The 15,900-nt window shown below is 38.6% G+C and carries 13 protein-coding genes and 2 tRNA genes; 11 read left to right on the top strand and 4 right to left on the bottom strand.

The annotated features are described in order from the left end of the window. The first annotated feature begins 15 nt into the window (after nucleotides 1-15). A tRNA-Glu gene (locus tag PCY71_RS12265) sits at nucleotides 16-87 on the top strand. A gap of 5 nt (nucleotides 88-92) precedes the next feature. Continuing rightward, nucleotides 93-166 (top strand) — tRNA-Asn (locus PCY71_RS12270). Nucleotides 167-253: 87 nt separating this feature from the next. Here the strand turns inward: PCY71_RS12270 and PCY71_RS12275 are convergent. Both PCY71_RS12275 and PCY71_RS12280 read right to left on the bottom strand, forming a co-directional pair. Further along, a complete protein-coding gene (locus tag PCY71_RS12275; protein WP_002908356.1) occupies nucleotides 254-2,839 on the bottom strand; it encodes a YfhO family protein in 2,586 nt (861 codons plus the stop codon). Between the two features lie 75 nt (nucleotides 2,840-2,914). Then, nucleotides 2,915-4,537 carry an ATP-binding cassette domain-containing protein gene (locus PCY71_RS12280; protein ID WP_002899531.1) on the bottom strand — a complete coding sequence of 541 codons (1,623 nt, stop codon included), beginning with the start codon at nucleotides 4,535-4,537 and terminating at the stop codon, nucleotides 2,915-2,917. 290 nt (nucleotides 4,538-4,827) lie between these two features. On the opposite strand from PCY71_RS12280, the gene trpS reads away from it, so the two are divergent. Together trpS and guaB are read left to right on the top strand one after the other, a co-directional pair. Next, entirely contained in the window at nucleotides 4,828-5,853 is a 1,026-nt protein-coding gene (gene trpS / locus PCY71_RS12285) for a tryptophan--tRNA ligase (RefSeq protein WP_002908355.1), read from the top strand. Between the two features lie 205 nt (nucleotides 5,854-6,058). Further along, a complete protein-coding gene (gene guaB, locus PCY71_RS12290; protein ID WP_032908038.1) occupies nucleotides 6,059-7,540 on the top strand; it encodes an IMP dehydrogenase in 1,482 nt (493 codons plus the stop codon). Between the two features lie 181 nt (nucleotides 7,541-7,721). Here the strand turns inward: guaB and recF are convergent, their stop codons facing one another. Next, nucleotides 7,722-8,816 carry a DNA replication/repair protein RecF gene (gene recF / locus PCY71_RS12295; protein ID WP_002908353.1) on the bottom strand — a complete coding sequence of 365 codons (1,095 nt, stop codon included), beginning with the start codon at nucleotides 8,814-8,816 and terminating at the stop codon, nucleotides 7,722-7,724. A 2-nt stretch (nucleotides 8,817-8,818) separates the two neighbouring features. Further along, on the bottom strand, nucleotides 8,819-9,217 hold the full coding sequence (gene yaaA / locus PCY71_RS12300; protein WP_002920027.1) for a S4 domain-containing protein YaaA: 399 nt from the start codon (nucleotides 9,215-9,217) through the stop codon (nucleotides 8,819-8,821). 187 nt (nucleotides 9,218-9,404) lie between these two features. On the opposite strand from yaaA, the gene PCY71_RS12305 reads away from it, so the two are divergent. From PCY71_RS12305 to PCY71_RS12335, 7 genes are read left to right on the top strand one after another with little or no spacing between them, the layout of a single operon-like run. After that, complete coding sequence (locus PCY71_RS12305; RefSeq protein WP_301280213.1) at nucleotides 9,405-10,652, top strand: pitrilysin family protein; 1,248 nt, start codon at nucleotides 9,405-9,407, stop codon at nucleotides 10,650-10,652. Beyond that, nucleotides 10,652-11,947 carry a pitrilysin family protein gene (locus PCY71_RS12310; protein WP_048773855.1) on the top strand — a complete coding sequence of 432 codons (1,296 nt, stop codon included), beginning with the start codon at nucleotides 10,652-10,654 and terminating at the stop codon, nucleotides 11,945-11,947. Before PCY71_RS12305 ends, PCY71_RS12310 begins: the two co-directional genes overlap by 1 nt. Before the next feature lie 33 nt (nucleotides 11,948-11,980). Continuing rightward, nucleotides 11,981-12,835 carry a cytoskeleton protein RodZ gene (gene rodZ / locus PCY71_RS12315; RefSeq protein WP_075202717.1) on the top strand — a complete coding sequence of 285 codons (855 nt, stop codon included), beginning with the start codon at nucleotides 11,981-11,983 and terminating at the stop codon, nucleotides 12,833-12,835. A 16-nt stretch (nucleotides 12,836-12,851) separates the two neighbouring features. Beyond that, nucleotides 12,852-13,391: a CDP-diacylglycerol--glycerol-3-phosphate 3-phosphatidyltransferase gene (gene pgsA / locus PCY71_RS12320; RefSeq protein WP_048773852.1), complete on the top strand. Its 540-nt coding sequence runs from the start codon at nucleotides 12,852-12,854 to the stop codon at nucleotides 13,389-13,391. A 1-nt stretch (nucleotide 13,392) separates the two neighbouring features. After that, entirely contained in the window at nucleotides 13,393-14,229 is an 837-nt protein-coding gene (locus tag PCY71_RS12325) for an energy-coupling factor ABC transporter ATP-binding protein (RefSeq protein WP_048773851.1), read from the top strand. Then, nucleotides 14,205-15,044, top strand: coding sequence for an energy-coupling factor ABC transporter ATP-binding protein (locus PCY71_RS12330; protein ID WP_002908343.1), 840 nt, complete (start codon nucleotides 14,205-14,207; stop codon nucleotides 15,042-15,044). Before PCY71_RS12325 ends, PCY71_RS12330 begins: the two co-directional genes overlap by 25 nt. After that, the gene (locus PCY71_RS12335; protein ID WP_002908341.1) at nucleotides 15,037-15,831 is read left to right on the top strand and encodes an energy-coupling factor transporter transmembrane protein EcfT; all 795 of its coding nucleotides are present in this window, start codon (nucleotides 15,037-15,039) and stop codon (nucleotides 15,829-15,831) included. Before PCY71_RS12330 ends, PCY71_RS12335 begins: the two co-directional genes overlap by 8 nt. Nucleotides 15,832-15,900 lie beyond the last annotated feature (69 nt).

Here is a 15,900-nt window from a genome sequence, read left to right on the forward strand (position 1 = left end):
GAGAGCATACCATATGGTCCGTTGGTCAAGGGGTTAAGACACCGCCTTTTCACGGCGGTAACACGGGTTCGAATCCCGTACGGACTATATTATCCGGCATAGCTCAGTTGGTAGTAGCGCATGACTGTTAATCATGATGTCGTAGGTTCGAGTCCTACTGCCGGAGCTAGAGACACTCCTAGTGAGTGTTTTTTTATTGTTCAAGAAAAGGCCTTCACTAGCATTTTAATGAAGAGCCTTATTTTTTATATATTTACATTCTATGTCGTCTCCTACGTAGAAAATTATAGCAAACAAATAAGATTATGCCAGATATGAAGGCAATGCCACCTTCTTTCAGTCCATTAGGAATGAAAGTGAGGACAACTTTTCCTTCTCCTTTTTTCACATCTAATTTCATAAAACCGTTTTGAGCTCGTTTTAGTGTGACAGGCTTCTCATTAAGAGTGGCTGACCATCCCTTATCATAAGGAATGGTAAAGAATAATGAAGTATCCTTTTCCGCTCTATAATTTGTTTTTACTGTGTTTAAATCAGTAGTTGTGGAAACGGGCTGCTCTTTTAATTTTTGAATGACATTTTGATATTGCTCAGCATTAACGGCAAAAAATTCTGGCGTATCAAATGAAACTGTCGAATTGTCTGGGAATGTAAAGCGAATAGATACTGTTTGACTTTGACTAAAATAGCCAGCATTAAAGAAAGGGAAAACATTATTAGTTGTATAATGTTCTGTAAAGTTATTGACAGTAATGTCAACATCTGTCTGATCATCATTACTAAAATCAATCCCAGCGACATTGACATATAGTTGACTGTTAGCAGGTACATTGACAGTATAGACTACGCTAGCAAAGCTTGTATTCTGTTCTCTGTCAACATCCACAGTCACTCTGTTACCAATTTGCTTGACATTTTCATTAGTAGTTATAGCATCTACTTTGTCATAATATTTAAAATCAAAGCCAGTCAATCGATTCAAAAATTCTGTCTGATTATCTAAAGTCAAATTTGTAAACTTGACATCATGGTAAATATCATTGGTCAGAAAAGCTAAACCAAGTGCAGCATCATTTTGGTAGAGAGACATTTCTTTTTCAGTTTTTTCAGGAAGAAAACCAAATTTTTGAGGATCTGTTTCAGATAGATTGTAGCGAACACCAAAAATACTGTCCATTAAAATACTGTTGTTTTGATAACGGAGATTCAGATTTGTTCCTGCTGATTTAAAACCAAGTTTATCTAAAGTGGAACTTGCCTGAGTATTTCTGACAGATGAGAACTGGGAAATTCCATTGTAGTTGAATTTCATACTGTCATTTCCCGTTTGTGGATTCAATCTTTCAGTTCTAAAGAAGTCAATATTTTTCTTTTTGGAATAATTGACAAGCTTGTCAATCTCGTCAAGGTGGCTAGCATAAGATGAACGAGTGGCAAATACCCATTCTTTAGCAATTCCTCCAACTTGATAATAGGAATTAAGCGACAATTCAAAAGTAACAAAGAAAAGCAAGACAGGGAGAATGATTTTTGGTTGAATCGAAGATTTTGCTAAGACAAAGCTAATCAAGAGATAAGCCAGCAGAAATTCTAATGTTAGAATATAATTCTCAGGACCCAAAAAGTCATAATGTTTTCTCTGAATAAACGTCATAATGAATCCGAGGCTGAGCAAAGTGAAACTAATGGCAACATTCATTACTTTCACATCTTTCCAACGATTTAAAGTCTCAGCAGCCATATAGATAACTACCAGAGAAAATAACCAAGAATAACGGTGAAGAAACATGTTCGGAGCATGCATTCCCTGCCAAAGTAAGTCTAAATATTGAAGATAAAAACTAGCTATGAAAATTGCAATGAGTAAAAAGTAGCAAAGTTTCACGTGAAACTTAACAGATTTTAAGGTGAAAAATAAGATAGCAAGAATCAATGGGAAGGTGCCGACATAAATCATAGGGATAGAACCATACTTGGTTGTATCAAAACTGCCAATAAAATTTTTAGCAAACACATCTAAGAACCAACTTTTTTCTGTCAGCAAAGAAGAAACTTTTGTCAAGGTTTCACCATGAGTACTTATGTCTAGGTAAGTTGGCAGAATCATGATTAGGCTAGTCAGACCTGCTAAAGCAGATACGATTGTAAAGTCAAGTAAACTTTTAATTCTATTTTTGAAATCCCAAGATAATTGAAGAAGGTACCAAAAGGCCAAAAAGATTGCCATCATATATCCAAAATAATAATTTTGGATGAAGAGAATTGACAGTGTTGTAAAGTATAGTACTCTTCCTTTTCCAGTTATCAACCTATGTAAACCTAGAACAATTAAAGGTGCAAGGATAAACACATCCAGCCAGGTTTTAATTTCCAATTGACTGACTGAAAAACTCATTAAAGAAAATGAAGTCGAAAGAGTGATGATGAGTAAAGCTGGAATCTTTTTGAATATTCCTTTGATGCTGATAAAGGCAGAGAGTCCAATTAATCCAAACTTGATTAAGGTAAATAGATAGATGGCATCTGGCATTGATTTCAAATCAAAGAAATAAACCAAGGGAGATAAGAAGCTACCTAAATAATAACTGGATAAAGCATAGAAATTCTGCCCAAGTCCGCTGGAGAAAGTATAGAAAATACTATCTGTGCCATGAAGGATATTTCTTAGGTTGGTGTCAAAAATGACATACTGATGAAAACCATCACCAAGCAAGGGAGACGTCTCACTATTCCAATAAATTCCATACATCAAGTAGATAAAGAACATGATGAAAAATGGAAGAAGGAAGGCACAAAAATAAGGCCAATTTTTTTTAAAATATTCTTTAATGTGATTCATATTTCTTATATAGAAAGAGGCAGAAACGTTGTTTCATGCCTCTGTAAAGCTTTGTAAACGTAAATTGACAAGAGATTAATCTTTCCAAAGTTCTTTGACTTTTGCCTGAACTTCTTGATTTTCCAAGAATTCATCATAGGTTTCGTCAATGCGGTCAATCACACCATTTTTAGACAGGACAATGATATGGTTGGCCAAGGTTTGAATAAATTCATGGTCGTGACTGGCAAAAATAATGGATCCTTTGAAGTTTTTCAAGCCATCATTTAAGCTGGAGATTGATTCCAAATCTAAGTGATTGGTTGGATCGTCCAAGACTAAAACGTTGGATTTAAGCAACATCAGCTTAGATAGCATAACCCGAACTTTTTCTCCTCCTGACAAGACATTGACAGACTTGTTAACCTCATCTCCAGAAAAAAGCATGCGTCCAAGGAAACCTCGGAGGAAGGTGTTGTCATCCTCTTCTTTGCTAGCAAATTGACGCAGCCAGTCAAGGATTGATTCACCACTAGCAAAGTCACGAGAATTATCTTTTGGTAGGTAAGATTGACTGGTTGTGACACCCCACTTGACAGTTCCTTCATACTCAATATCACCCATTAAAGCACGAATTAAAGCTGTTGTTTGGATGTCGTTTTGACCAATCAAAGCTGTTTTATCGCCAGGACGTAAAATGAAGTTAATATTATCAAGAATAGTTTCTCCGTCTATCTTGACAGAAAGGTTTTCCACTGTCAAGAGATCATTACCGATCTCACGTTCTGCTTTGAAGCTGATAAATGGGTATTTACGGCTAGATGGAACAATTTCTTCTAACTCAATCTTGTCAAGCATCTTTTTACGAGAAGTTGCTTGTTTTGATTTTGAAGCATTGGCAGAAAAACGAGCAACAAATTCTTGAAGTTGCTTGATTTTTTCTTCTGCTTTGGCATTTCGGTCAGCGAGCAGCTTAGCCGCTAGTTCACTTGATTCTTTCCAGAAATCATAGTTTCCGACATAGAGCTTGATTTTTCCAAAGTCAAGGTCGGCCATATGAGTGCAGACTTTATTCAAAAAGTGGCGGTCGTGGGATACAACAATAACTGTATTGTCAAAATCGATAAGAAAGTCTTCCAGCCAAGTAATAGACTGAATATCCAAACCGTTAGTTGGCTCGTCCAGAAGTAAGACATCAGGTTTACCAAAAAGGGCTTTGGCTAAGAGTACTTTAACCTTGTCTCCGTTAGAGAGCTCGCTCATATTTTGGTAGTGAAGATCTTCCGGAATATTGAGATTTTGCAATAATTGTGAGGCTTCACTTTCAGCTTCCCAACCACCTAGTTCAGCAAACTCTCCCTCAAGCTCGGCCGCACGTACACCGTCTTCATCAGAAAAATCAGGCTTCATATAAATAGCATCTTTTTCTTTCATGATGTTGTAGAGATGCTCATTTCCCATAATTACAACATCAATAGCCCGTTCTTCTTCATAGTCAAAGTGGTTCTGGCGGAGGACTGAAAGACGTTCATTTGGTCCTAGAGAAATGTGGCCTGTTGTTGGCTCGATATCACCAGCTAAAATTTTTAAAAAGGTTGATTTTCCAGCGCCGTTAGCTCCAATCAATCCATAAGTATTTCCTTCTGTAAATTTGATGTTGACTTCATCAAACAATTTTCGGTCACTGAAACGCAGTGATACATCTGATACTGTAAGCAATGTCTTTCTCCTATATATATAATCTTCTTCATTTTACTAGAAAACAGAACTTTTTTCAAATAATTCTGAGATAAAAAGAAAAAATCAAAGCAGAAAGAAAAAAGGAGAATAGAATGAACTAAGACTTTTAGGTTTTACAGCTAGAATAGTTTGTCAATTAAGTTTACAAATGTTGTAAAGGCTTGTCAATAAAATTGTAAAAACTGGATTTTTTGCTTTTTTCTAGAAACTTCTTTCTCATTTTCATTGAAAATGATATAATGAACTCATTATAAATTGAGGAGTAATAAATGACTAAACCAATTATTTTAACAGGAGATCGTCCGACAGGAAAATTGCATATTGGTCATTATGTAGGAAGTTTACGGAACCGCGTGCTTTTGCAGGATCAAGGTAAATATGAGATGTTCGTATTTTTGGCTGATCAGCAAGCTTTGACAGATCATGCAAAGGACCCCCAAACAATTGTTGAGTCCATTGGTAATGTAGCTTTAGATTATCTAGCGGCTGGATTGGATCCTGAAAAGGTGACTATTTTTATTCAAAGTCAGATTCCTGAGTTGGCAGAGTTGTCAATGTATTACATGAATTTGGTGTCATTGGCTCGTCTTGAGCGTAATCCTACTGTCAAGACTGAGATTGCGCAAAAAGGATTTGGTGAAAGTTTGCCGACTGGGTTTTTAGTTTATCCTATTTCTCAGGCAGCAGATATCACTGCTTTTAAAGCTAATTATGTACCAGTAGGACATGATCAAAAGCCTATGATTGAGCAGACTCGGGAGATTGTTCGTTCTTTTAACAACGCTTACCAGACAGATGTTTTGGTAGAACCGGAAGGAATTTATCCTGAAAATGAAGCAGCTGGACGTTTGCCTGGTTTGGATGGCAATGCTAAGATGTCTAAATCTCTCAATAACGGTATTTATCTGGCAGATGATATGGATATTCTGCAAAAGAAAGTTATGAGCATGTATACAGATCCTAATCATATCAGAGTGGAAGATCCTGGAAAAGTTGAGGGAAATATGGTCTTTCATTATCTGGATGTTTTTGGCCGCCCCGAAGATGCTGCTGATATTGCTGCAATGAAAGAGCATTATCAAAGAGGTGGTCTGGGAGATGTCAAAACCAAACGCTATCTGTTAGAAATTTTAGAGCGAGAGTTAGGTCCGATTCGTGAGCGTCGTGTGGAGTTTGCTAAAGACATGGGACAGGTCTATCAGATGCTGCAAGAAGGATGCGATAAGGCACGTCAGACTGCCGGTCAGACTCTTTCGGAAGTGAAGTCTGCGATGGGGATTAATTATTTTAAATAACGAATATTATTGATTATGAATCACAAAAACTATCGTTTTTAGTTTAAAAAATGATGGTTTTTATTTTTTGTATAATAATGATTGACAATTTCCTATAGAATGGTATGATATTAACAACAAAAAAACCAGCTCTTATTCAAAGAAATCTGAACTTCAATTTTCTTTGGGTATTAGTTCAAATAAGAAGGAAAAGAGGAAACTGTGGATGTCTAACTGGGACACTAAATTTTTAAAAAAAGGTTTTACCTTTGATGATGTGCTGCTGATTCCAGCTGAGAGCCATGTACTGCCCAACGATGCTGATTTGAGTACCAAGCTTGCTGAGAATTTGACCTTGAATATCCCAATCATTACTGCCGCTATGGACACTGTTACAGAGAGTCAGATGGCTATCGCTATTGCCCGTGCTGGCGGTCTTGGAGTTATCCACAAAAATATGTCTATTGAGCAACAGGCCGATGAAGTTCGAAAGGTTAAACGTTCTGAGAATGGCGTTATTATTGATCCTTTTTTCCTAACGCCAGAGCATACGATTGCTGAAGCAGATGAGCTAATGGGACGTTACCGCATCAGTGGTGTTCCTGTTGTAGAAACTCTTGAAAATCGTAAGTTAGTAGGGATTCTAACTAATCGTGATTTGCGTTTTATTTCTGACTATGACCAACCTATTTCTCGCCATATGACCAGTGAGAATCTTGTAACGGCGCCTGTTGGAACAGATTTGGGAACTGCAGAGCGTATTTTGCAAGAACACCGGATTGAAAAGTTGCCTTTGGTTGATGATAAGGGCTGCCTTTCAGGTTTGATTACCATTAAAGATATTGAAAAGGTTATTGAGTTTCCAAATGCTGCTAAAGATGAATTTGGTCGTCTTTTGGTCGCTGGTGCTGTCGGTGTTACTTCAGATACTTTTGAACGTGCAGAAGCTCTCTTTGAAGCGGGTGCAGATGCGATTGTTATTGATACTGCTCATGGACACTCAGCTGGGGTTTTGCGCAAGATTGCTGAGATTCGTGCTCATTTCCCTGATCGCACCTTGATTGCTGGAAATATTGCAACTGCTGAGGGTGCGCGTGCACTTTTTGATGCAGGTGTGGATGTTGTTAAGGTCGGAATTGGCCCAGGTTCTATCTGTACAACCCGTGTCATTGCTGGTGTTGGTGTTCCTCAAGTAACGGCTATTTATGATGCGGCTGCTGTGGCACGTGAATATGGAAAAACCATCATTGCTGATGGTGGAATTAAGTATTCTGGAGATATTGTCAAGGCTTTGGCTGCAGGCGGAAATGCTGTTATGTTAGGTTCAATGTTTGCAGGAACAGACGAAGCGCCAGGCGAGACGGAAATCTTCCAAGGTCGGAAATTTAAGACTTATCGTGGTATGGGCTCTATTGCCGCTATGAAGAAGGGCTCTAGTGACCGTTACTTCCAAGGGTCTGTTAATGAAGCTAATAAGCTAGTTCCAGAAGGAATTGAAGGCCGTGTGGCTTACAAGGGAGCTGCTGCAGATATTGTCTTCCAGATGCTGGGTGGTATCCGCTCTGGAATGGGCTATGTTGGTGCTGCAAATCTGCAAGAACTTCACGATAATGCTCAGTTTATTGAGATGAGTGGTGCTGGATTAAAGGAAAGTCACCCTCATGATGTGCAAATTACAAATGAAGCCCCTAACTATTCAGTTCAATAAAAAAATGAAACGAGGTCGGGAATTTTTCCTAACCTCGTTTTAAATTTACGATTTAAATTGACATATGTTTACAATTTAAAAGACTATAAAAGCTGTTCTAATAACAATTCGATATAATTCGTTTACACTATAAGCAATATTTTGTAAATGAAATTTACAAAAACGTAAAGTTTGTGTAATGCTAGGATTGAGATACAATTTGTCCTTGCTGGATGGTGAAAATTTTTATATCTTGTGGAAGATTTTTTAAATGTTCTAAAGTTGTTGTAGTAATGAAAGTTTGAATATTCTGAGAGATAGTTTCTAATAATTTTAGTTGACGGTTATTGTCAAGTTCGCTCATTACATCGTCAAGCAACAAAATAGGTGTTTCCTTTGTAATGCTTTCTATTAACTTGATTTCGGCTAGTTTCAGTGATAAAACAAGACTGCGATGCTGACCTTGGCTACCAAAGTTGGCATCCATCTGGTTGATAAAAAAAGCAATATCGTCACGTTGAGGACCAACACCTGTATTTTTTTTGAATAGATCACGTTTACGGCTGCTTATTAAGGAAGAGCGGTAAGTTTCTTCTAAATTGTCAATTTTTTGTAAAGGAATAGATGACAGATACTTGACAGTCAACTTTTCCAGATTCTGAGAAATGTCCCAGTGCTTGTCCTGAGCAAAGCTTTCTAATTTTTGCAAAAAATCTAACCGATGCCTGATTACACGACAGCCGTAGTCAACCAGTTGCTCATCAAGGACAGTCAAGAAGGTTTCATCAACTTTGTCATTAGCTTTCAGATAGGCATTGCGTTGTTTAAGGACATGATTATAATTGGATAAATCCGATAGATAGACAGGCTTAATTTGTCCAAGCTCAATGTCTATAAATTTACGGCGTAGACTGGGAGAACCTTTAATCAGCTGTAAATCCTCAGGAGCAAAAAGAACAACATTCATAGTTCCAATATAGTCTGATAATTTACTTTGTTTCAAGTGATTGACTTTTGTGATGCGACCTTTTGGTGTCAAGTTAATGTCAAGGGGAACTTTACCAGTCTTTTTTTCTAAGAGGCCAGAGACAAGGAGGTCATTTTCTGTAAAATGAATCAGATCCTTATCTGAGCGTGTGCGGTGGCTTCTTGTCAAGGCTAGGAAATAAACAGCTTCTAAAATATTGGTTTTACCTTGTGCGTTCTGGCCTAGAAAGACATTTAAGCCAGGATGGAAGTCAATATCAGCTTCCTGATAATTTCGGAAATGCTTGATTTTTAATGATTGTAGCCACATGATTAGATACCAGGGAAGCGAACAGGGCTTTTAGTAGTTTTCTGCTTTTTAGGTAGCCCTGTATTCTTACGCTTTTCTTTTTTAGAAGTCTGAGATTTTTTTAAATCCTTATTCATGGCTTTGACAAGTTCAGCAACTCGTTTTTTTTCTGCGATTTCTTTCTGGTGTTGCAGAATTTCTTCTTGACTAGGAGCTGTCAGATTAATTTCGATTCCTTGCTCGGGAAGGGAGACGATATCATTGACACGGAGTTTTTTTCCCCGACGGTTTTCTGGCTCACCGTTAAAAAGAACTGGATATTCACTTAGAAATGTTTTAATTGCTCCGCCGCTTTGGATAATTCCTGTTTCTTTTAAAAGGGCTTGTAGCGTGATGTAGTCATCAAATAATTTGTATTCCATATTTCACCTCAACCCTGTCATTATACCATATTTGTTAGTAAAAAGTGCTGAGGTGCTTTGGATAAAATCGGAAATTTTCTCCTGTTATCAGAAAACGTTTTAATCAGCAAAAAGCTTGGTAGAACAAACAAATCAGAGGCATTTCATGATATAATAGTAGTCTATATTATTCAGTATGAGGGGCGTCATGGAAATCACTAAAGGAGTTCGTCTCCATTTTATTCAATCAGAAAAATTTAAAACAAACAAAATTAGGGTTCGTTTTTCAGCGCCTATGTCCAAAGAAACAGTAGCTGGTCGGGTTTTAACAGCCAGTATGCTAGAAACTGTCAATGCGGTTTATCCTACTTCGCAGGCCTTCAGGGAACGTTTGGCCAATTTGTATGGAGCTGATTATTCTACGAGTCTTTCAAGGAGAGGATTGGTCCATTATTTAGATATCAATCTTTCTTTTGTGCGGGATAAATTTTTGAGTCGCAAGAATGTCCTGACAGATGCCATGCTTGATTTTTTGAAAGCCAGCTTGTTTTCTCCATTGGTAAGTCAGGACGCTTTTGATGAATCTGCTTTTGAAATTGAGAAGAAAAATATCTTGAATGATTTGGAAGCTGAAATTGAGAATCATTTTTATCATGCTCATCGAGAATTAGATAAACTCTTTTATGAAGTCGAGGAAATGCAGATGCCTCGTGTTGGGACGATTGAATTAATCCAGAAAGAGACCGCTACAAGTAGTTTTGCTGCTTTTCAGCAGATGCTTCAGGAAAATCAGATTGACTTTTTCTTTATTGGGGACTTTAATGAAGTGGCTGTTCGGGAGAAAATTCAATCTTTCAATTTTGCACCTCGCCAGCAAGAACTTCAGTTAGTTTATCAGCAAGAATATTCCAATGTTTTGCGAGAAGGACTGGAGCAGAAGGACGTGCATCAGTCAATTATTGAGTTAGGTTATCACTTCCCTATTCAGTACGGAGAGAGTGAGCACCTGCCTTTGGTCGTTTTAAATGCTTTGCTAGGTGGTTTTGCCCATTCGAAATTATTTGTCAATCTTCGTGAAAGGGAAGGGCTGGCTTATACAATTTCTAGCAATTTTGATATTTTTTCAGGAATGATGCGGATTTACGCTGGTATTGACCGCAGCAATCGGACCAGAACAGTTGCTTTAATCAACCGACAGATTCTTGATTTGAAGCGTGGGAATTTTAGTCAGGAAGAACTGAATCAAACCAAGAAAATGCTGAGAAATTCGGTATTGTTAGCTCAGGATCGACAGAATACAATCTTAGAGAGAGCTTATATGGCTTCTGTTTTAGGGAAAAAATTCTTATCTCTTGAAGCTTGGCTGAAAGCTTTGGAACAGGTTCGTAAGGATGATATTATCAAGGCAGCTGGTCTCTTAAAATTACAAGCTATTTACTTTATGGAAGGAAAATAATGCAGGGAGAAGTGCTAGAAAAAATCAATTATTCAGCAGTAGGAGAAACTGTCTATCAGACAGTATTAGCAAACGGTTTGCGTGTTTTTCTTCTACCTAAAAATGATTTTAATGAAACTTATGGGATTATCTCAACTAATTTTGGTTCAGTGGATACAGGGATTGTTTCACGTGAAACCAAGCAGGTCACTCAATATCCGGCTGGAATAGCTCATTTTTTGGAACATAAGCTTTTTGAAGGCCCGCAGGGAAAGGATTTGCTGCTGGAATTTACTAAGTTAGGGGCTGAGAGCAATGCCTTTACAAGCTTTACTCGGACCAGCTATCTGTTTTCTGCAACAGATAACATTTCAGAAAATCTACAGCTTTTGCAAGAACTTGTGCATCGGGCTGATTTCACAAAAGAATCCATTTTGCGGGAACAGGATATTATCGGCCAAGAAATTGAAATGTATCAGGATAATCCGGATTATCATCTCTTTTTTGGAGCCTTGGCCAATCTCTATCCTCAAACACCTCTGGCAGAAGACATTGCAGGAACGAAAGAGTCCATCTCTGAGATTACCGTCGAAAATTTGAAGGAAAATTTCAGTAACTTTTATCATCCTTCTAATATGACTTTGTTTGTAATTGGTAATTTTGATTTGGAACAGATAGCTGCAGAGATTGCAGAACAGCAGGAAAAACTAGTTTTTGCTGGGAGTTCGGAACCGATTGAAAAAATTCCTGTTAGCCTTCACCCAGTTGTGTCAACGGATACCTACCGAATGGAGGTGGCTAGTCCAAAACTGGCAGTTGGGATTCGAGGTACGGACTTTGTTGATGAATCGGAGTTGTATCGCTATAAAATCACTTTGAAACTCCTATTTGCCATGATGTTTGGCTGGACTTCCAAGCGTTTCCAGTCCCTCTATGAAAGTGGGAAAATGGATAATTCTTTAACGCTGGAAGTGGAAGTAGAAAAAGATTTTCACTTTGTCATGCTGACGATGGACACTCAGGAGCCGGTGGGACTTTCTCATCAATTTCGCTCAGCCATCAAGAATTTTGATAAGGATCCAGATGTGACAGAAGAGCATTTGGATACGATTAAAAGTGAGATGTTTGGTGATTTTCTGCATGGTTTAAACTCGCTTGAGTATATTGCAACCCAATATGAACCGCATTTGACGGGTGAGAATCTGTTTGATTTGCCGAAAATTTTACAGGACATCAGCTTGAATGATGTGATAAAACTAGGTCATCGATTTATCGATCAGTGTGATATGACAGATTTTACTATTTTTCCAAAATAATTCCAGAATCGTTTTTAAAATTTTGTTAAAATAGTGAAAAATAGAAATAAGGGAAAAGTACGTATGAGAAAAAAAACGATAGGAGAAGTGTTGAAACTTGCCCGGACCAATCAAGGGCTGAGCTTAGAGGAACTGTCAAAAAAGACAGATATCCAGCAGGATTTGCTGGAAGCGCTGGAACGAAATGATTATGATTTGCTTCCTAGTCCTTTCTATGCCCGTAGCTTCTTGCGGAAATATGCTTGGGCTGTAGATTTGGATGAATCCATTATTTTGGAGGCTTACGAAGCTGGTGAGATGATTGTCTTTGATGAAGTGGCACTGGCAGCAGATGAGGAATTTAGGAGCAGAAAAAATAAAAATAAAAGCTCTTTTCTGCCCTTGTTCTATTTTCTCTTGTTGGCTTCAGCTATTGCTGCTTTCGTGGCATACTATATCTGGAGCTATGCTCACACTAATTCGGTAAGTTTCAAAGCATCTAACAGCAATTATAGTCTGGTGTCTTCTACAAGTACTAATAGTCAGATGGGTTCCTTTTCTTCGGCTGATTCTAAGTCAGTTTCTTCCTCGGCTAGCAAGTTGACAGTTGGTGGAAGCGGAGATAATTTGATTGCTGAGTACAGCGGAGCAAGTCAGCCTGTCAAAGTGACCGTTTCTGTGGAGCAAACGACCAATTTGGTAAGCATAAGCGATTCAGAACTAGCCGAAGGTATCACCTTATCTCCTGAAAAATCAAGCCAGACGGTTTCTCTTGAGCCAGGAAATAAGTATCTCATTACGTTAGCACCTGTTAAAGGAGCAACTGTAACGATAGAGGGACAAAAACTAGATACTTCGGCTTTGACTAGTGATAGTGGAACCATTAGTTTGAACATTACGAAAGGATAAAAACGAAGAGAATACCATGAAAAAAGAAAATATTCCAAATGCCTTAACTCTTGTTAGAATTGCTTTAATCCCTGTATTTGTTGTGATTTTAACATTCGGTCATTCTTACACCATGCATATTTTATCGGCTTTTATCTTTGCTTTTGCCAGTATAACTGATTATCTAGATGGTTATTTGGCTCGAAAGTGGGAAGTGGTAACAAACTTTGGTAAATTTGCTGATCCCATGGCTGATAAGCTTTTAGTGATGTCTGCTTTTATCATGTTGATCGAGATGAAAATGGCTCCTGCCTGGGTTGTGGCTATTATTATTTGCCGGGAATTGGCAGTAACAGGTCTACGCTTGCTTTTAGTGGAAACAGGCGGTACAGTCTTAGCGGCTGCTATGCCAGGTAAAATCAAGACCTTCACGCAGATGTTTGCTATTATTTTTCTACTGATTCATTGGACTCTCTTAGGGCAAGTCCTTCTGTATATCGCTTTAATCTTTACGATTTATTCTGGATATGACTACTTCAAGGGAAGTGCCTATCTCTTTAAAGACACCTTTAAATAATATGGAAAATATCATCAAAGTAAGAAATCTTAAGTACAAATACGATAGTGAGTCTGAGAATTACACTTTAAATGATGTCTCTTTTCAAGTAAAAAAAGGGGAATGGTTATCCATTGTTGGCCATAATGGCAGTGGAAAATCAACCACTGTTCGTTTGATTGACGGCCTTTTAGAAGCGGAAAGCGGAGATATTATTATTTCAGGCGATAAGCTGACAGTTGAAAACGTCTGGGAAAAACGCAGACAGATTGGCATGGTATTCCAAAATCCAGATAATCAGTTTGTCGGTGCAACTGTAGAAGACGATGTAGCCTTTGGTTTGGAAAATCAAGGGCTGGACTATGATCTGATGGTAGAGCGAGTCCAGCAGGCATTAGAGCTTGTCGGAATGCAGGATTTTAAGGAGCGTGAACCAGCTCGTCTTTCCGGAGGTCAGAAACAGCGGGTAGCTGTTGCAGGTGTAGTAGCTCTGAGGCCGGATATTATTATTTTGGATGAAGCAACCAGCATGTTGGATCCAGAGGGACGTTTGGCTCTTATCCAGACCGTGAAAAAAATTAAAGATAGTAATCAGCTGACCGTCATTTCTATCACTCATGACCTGGATGAAATAGCCTTAAGCGACCGTGTTTTGGTCATGAAAGAGGGGCAGGTTGAATCTACCGCTACCCCGAGAGAACTTTTTTCTCGAGAAGATTTAGAAGAGCTAGGATTGGATCAGCCATTTGTTAATCAGGTAAAGGTGGCTTTGCGTCAGTCAGGGCTTTCTCTGCCAGACTCTTACTTAACAGAAAAAGAATTGCAGGATCAACTATGGGCATTACTCTCAAAAATGTAAGTTATACTTATCAAGCTGGCACTCCTTTTGAGGGACCAGCGCTTTTTGGAGTGGATTTGGAGATAAAATCGGGCAGTTATACAGCTCTTATCGGGCATACTGGCAGCGGTAAGTCAACCATTCTTCAGCTTTTAAATGGCTTGCTGGTTCCCAATCAGGGTAGTGTTGAAGTAGGCAGTACAGTCATCACAGCTGATTCCGTCAATAAAGACATTAAACAGGTACGCAAGAAGGTCGGTCTGGTCTTTCAATTTCCAGAAAGTCAAGTTTTTGATGAAACAGTTTTGAAAGATGTGGCTTTTGGTCCTCAGAATTTTGGTGTTTCTAAGGAAGAAGCGGAAGCTTTGGCGCGTGAAAAGCTGCACTTAGTCGGAATTTCTGAGGATTTGTTCAATCGCAGTCCTTTCGAACTTTCTGGTGGCCAGATGCGTAGGGTGGCCATAGCAGGTATACTGGCTATGGAGCCTGATATCTTGGTTTTGGACGAGCCGACAGCAGGACTTGATCCATCTGGTCGAAAAGAACTGATGAGGCTCTTTGAAGAGCTGCATCGTGCCGGTATGACCATTGTTTTGGTAACACACCTAATGGATGATGTAGCCAACTTTGCTGATACAGTCTATGTTTTAGATAAGGGCAGAGTCGTCAAGAGCGGTCAGCCTGCTCAGGTCTTTCAGGATCTTGATTTTATGGAGAGTATTCAATTGGGTGTTCCTAAGATTACAAAATTTGCTCACGAATTGGCGGAGAAAGGGATGACTTTCTCGCACTATCCTATTACAATTGAAGAATTCAAGGAGATCTTGCATGGATAAGTTGATTTTAGGCCGCTATATTCCCGGAAATTCAATTATTCATCGTTTGGATCCGCGGAGCAAGTTGCTGGCGATGTTTCTTTTTATTCTATTAATTTTCTGGGCTAATAATCTTGTGACCAATCTGCTGCTGTTTGTTTTTGTTTTTAGTTTGGTCTTACTGTCTAAGGTTCCTTTGAAGTTCTTTTTAAAGGGTATCCAGTCCATGGTTTTTATCATAGCTTTTACCACCTTGTTCCAGCTGTTTTTGACCTCGGGAGGCGCAACAATTTTTCAGTTCGCTTTTATCAGAATTACAGAAGCAGGACTGTCACAGGCTGGCATTATTTTTAGCCGCTTTATTCTGATTATTTTCTTTTCTACTCTTCTGACTCTGACAACGACGCCCTTAAGCTTGTCCGATGCAGTTGAGTGTTTGCTGAAACCTCTGAAGGTTTTCAAGGTGCCAGCACATGAGATTGGCCTGATGCTCTCTATGAGCCTGCGCTTCGTTCCAACTTTAATGGATGATACTACTAGGATTATGAATGCTCAGAGGGCGCGTGGTGTTGACTTTGGTGAGGGAAAGCTTGTTCAAAAGGTTAAATCTATTATTCCCATTCTAATCCCTTTATTTGCTTCTAGTTTTAAAAGGGCAGATGCTCTAGCTATTGCCATGGAAGCACGTGGCTATAATGGAGGTGAAGGTCGGACACGTTTTCGTCGTTTGGTATGGAAAAGAAATGACAGCTTGGCTATTATTAGCTTATTTATATTAGGTGTTCTGCTTTATATATTGAAAAACTGACCTGCTGTTTAAAGTGTTTTTAGAGAATAGTATAAGTTAAACTTGTCTATTTTTTGCTTGATCAAAGAA

The organism is Streptococcus sp. SN3 (genome assembly GCF_030439905.1).

Coding starts and splice junctions, on each gene's coding strand:
- PCY71_RS12275 (WP_002908356.1), bottom strand. CDS start 2,839: ATGAATCACATTAAAGAATATTTTAAAAAAAATTGGCCTTATTTTTGT.
- trpS (WP_002908355.1), top strand. CDS start 4,828: ATGACTAAACCAATTATTTTAACAGGAGATCGTCCGACAGGAAAATTG.
- guaB (WP_032908038.1), top strand. CDS start 6,059: ATGTCTAACTGGGACACTAAATTTTTAAAAAAAGGTTTTACCTTTGAT.
- recF (WP_002908353.1), bottom strand. CDS start 8,816: ATGTGGCTACAATCATTAAAAATCAAGCATTTCCGAAATTATCAGGAA.
- yaaA (WP_002920027.1), bottom strand. CDS start 9,217: ATGGAATACAAATTATTTGATGACTACATCACGCTACAAGCCCTTTTA.
- PCY71_RS12305 (WP_301280213.1), top strand. CDS start 9,405: ATGGAAATCACTAAAGGAGTTCGTCTCCATTTTATTCAATCAGAAAAA.
- PCY71_RS12310 (WP_048773855.1), top strand. CDS start 10,652: ATGCAGGGAGAAGTGCTAGAAAAAATCAATTATTCAGCAGTAGGAGAA.
- pgsA (WP_048773852.1), top strand. CDS start 12,852: ATGAAAAAAGAAAATATTCCAAATGCCTTAACTCTTGTTAGAATTGCT.
- PCY71_RS12325 (WP_048773851.1), top strand. CDS start 13,393: ATGGAAAATATCATCAAAGTAAGAAATCTTAAGTACAAATACGATAGT.
- PCY71_RS12330 (WP_002908343.1), top strand. CDS start 14,205: ATGGGCATTACTCTCAAAAATGTAAGTTATACTTATCAAGCTGGCACT.
- PCY71_RS12335 (WP_002908341.1), top strand. CDS start 15,037: ATGGATAAGTTGATTTTAGGCCGCTATATTCCCGGAAATTCAATTATT.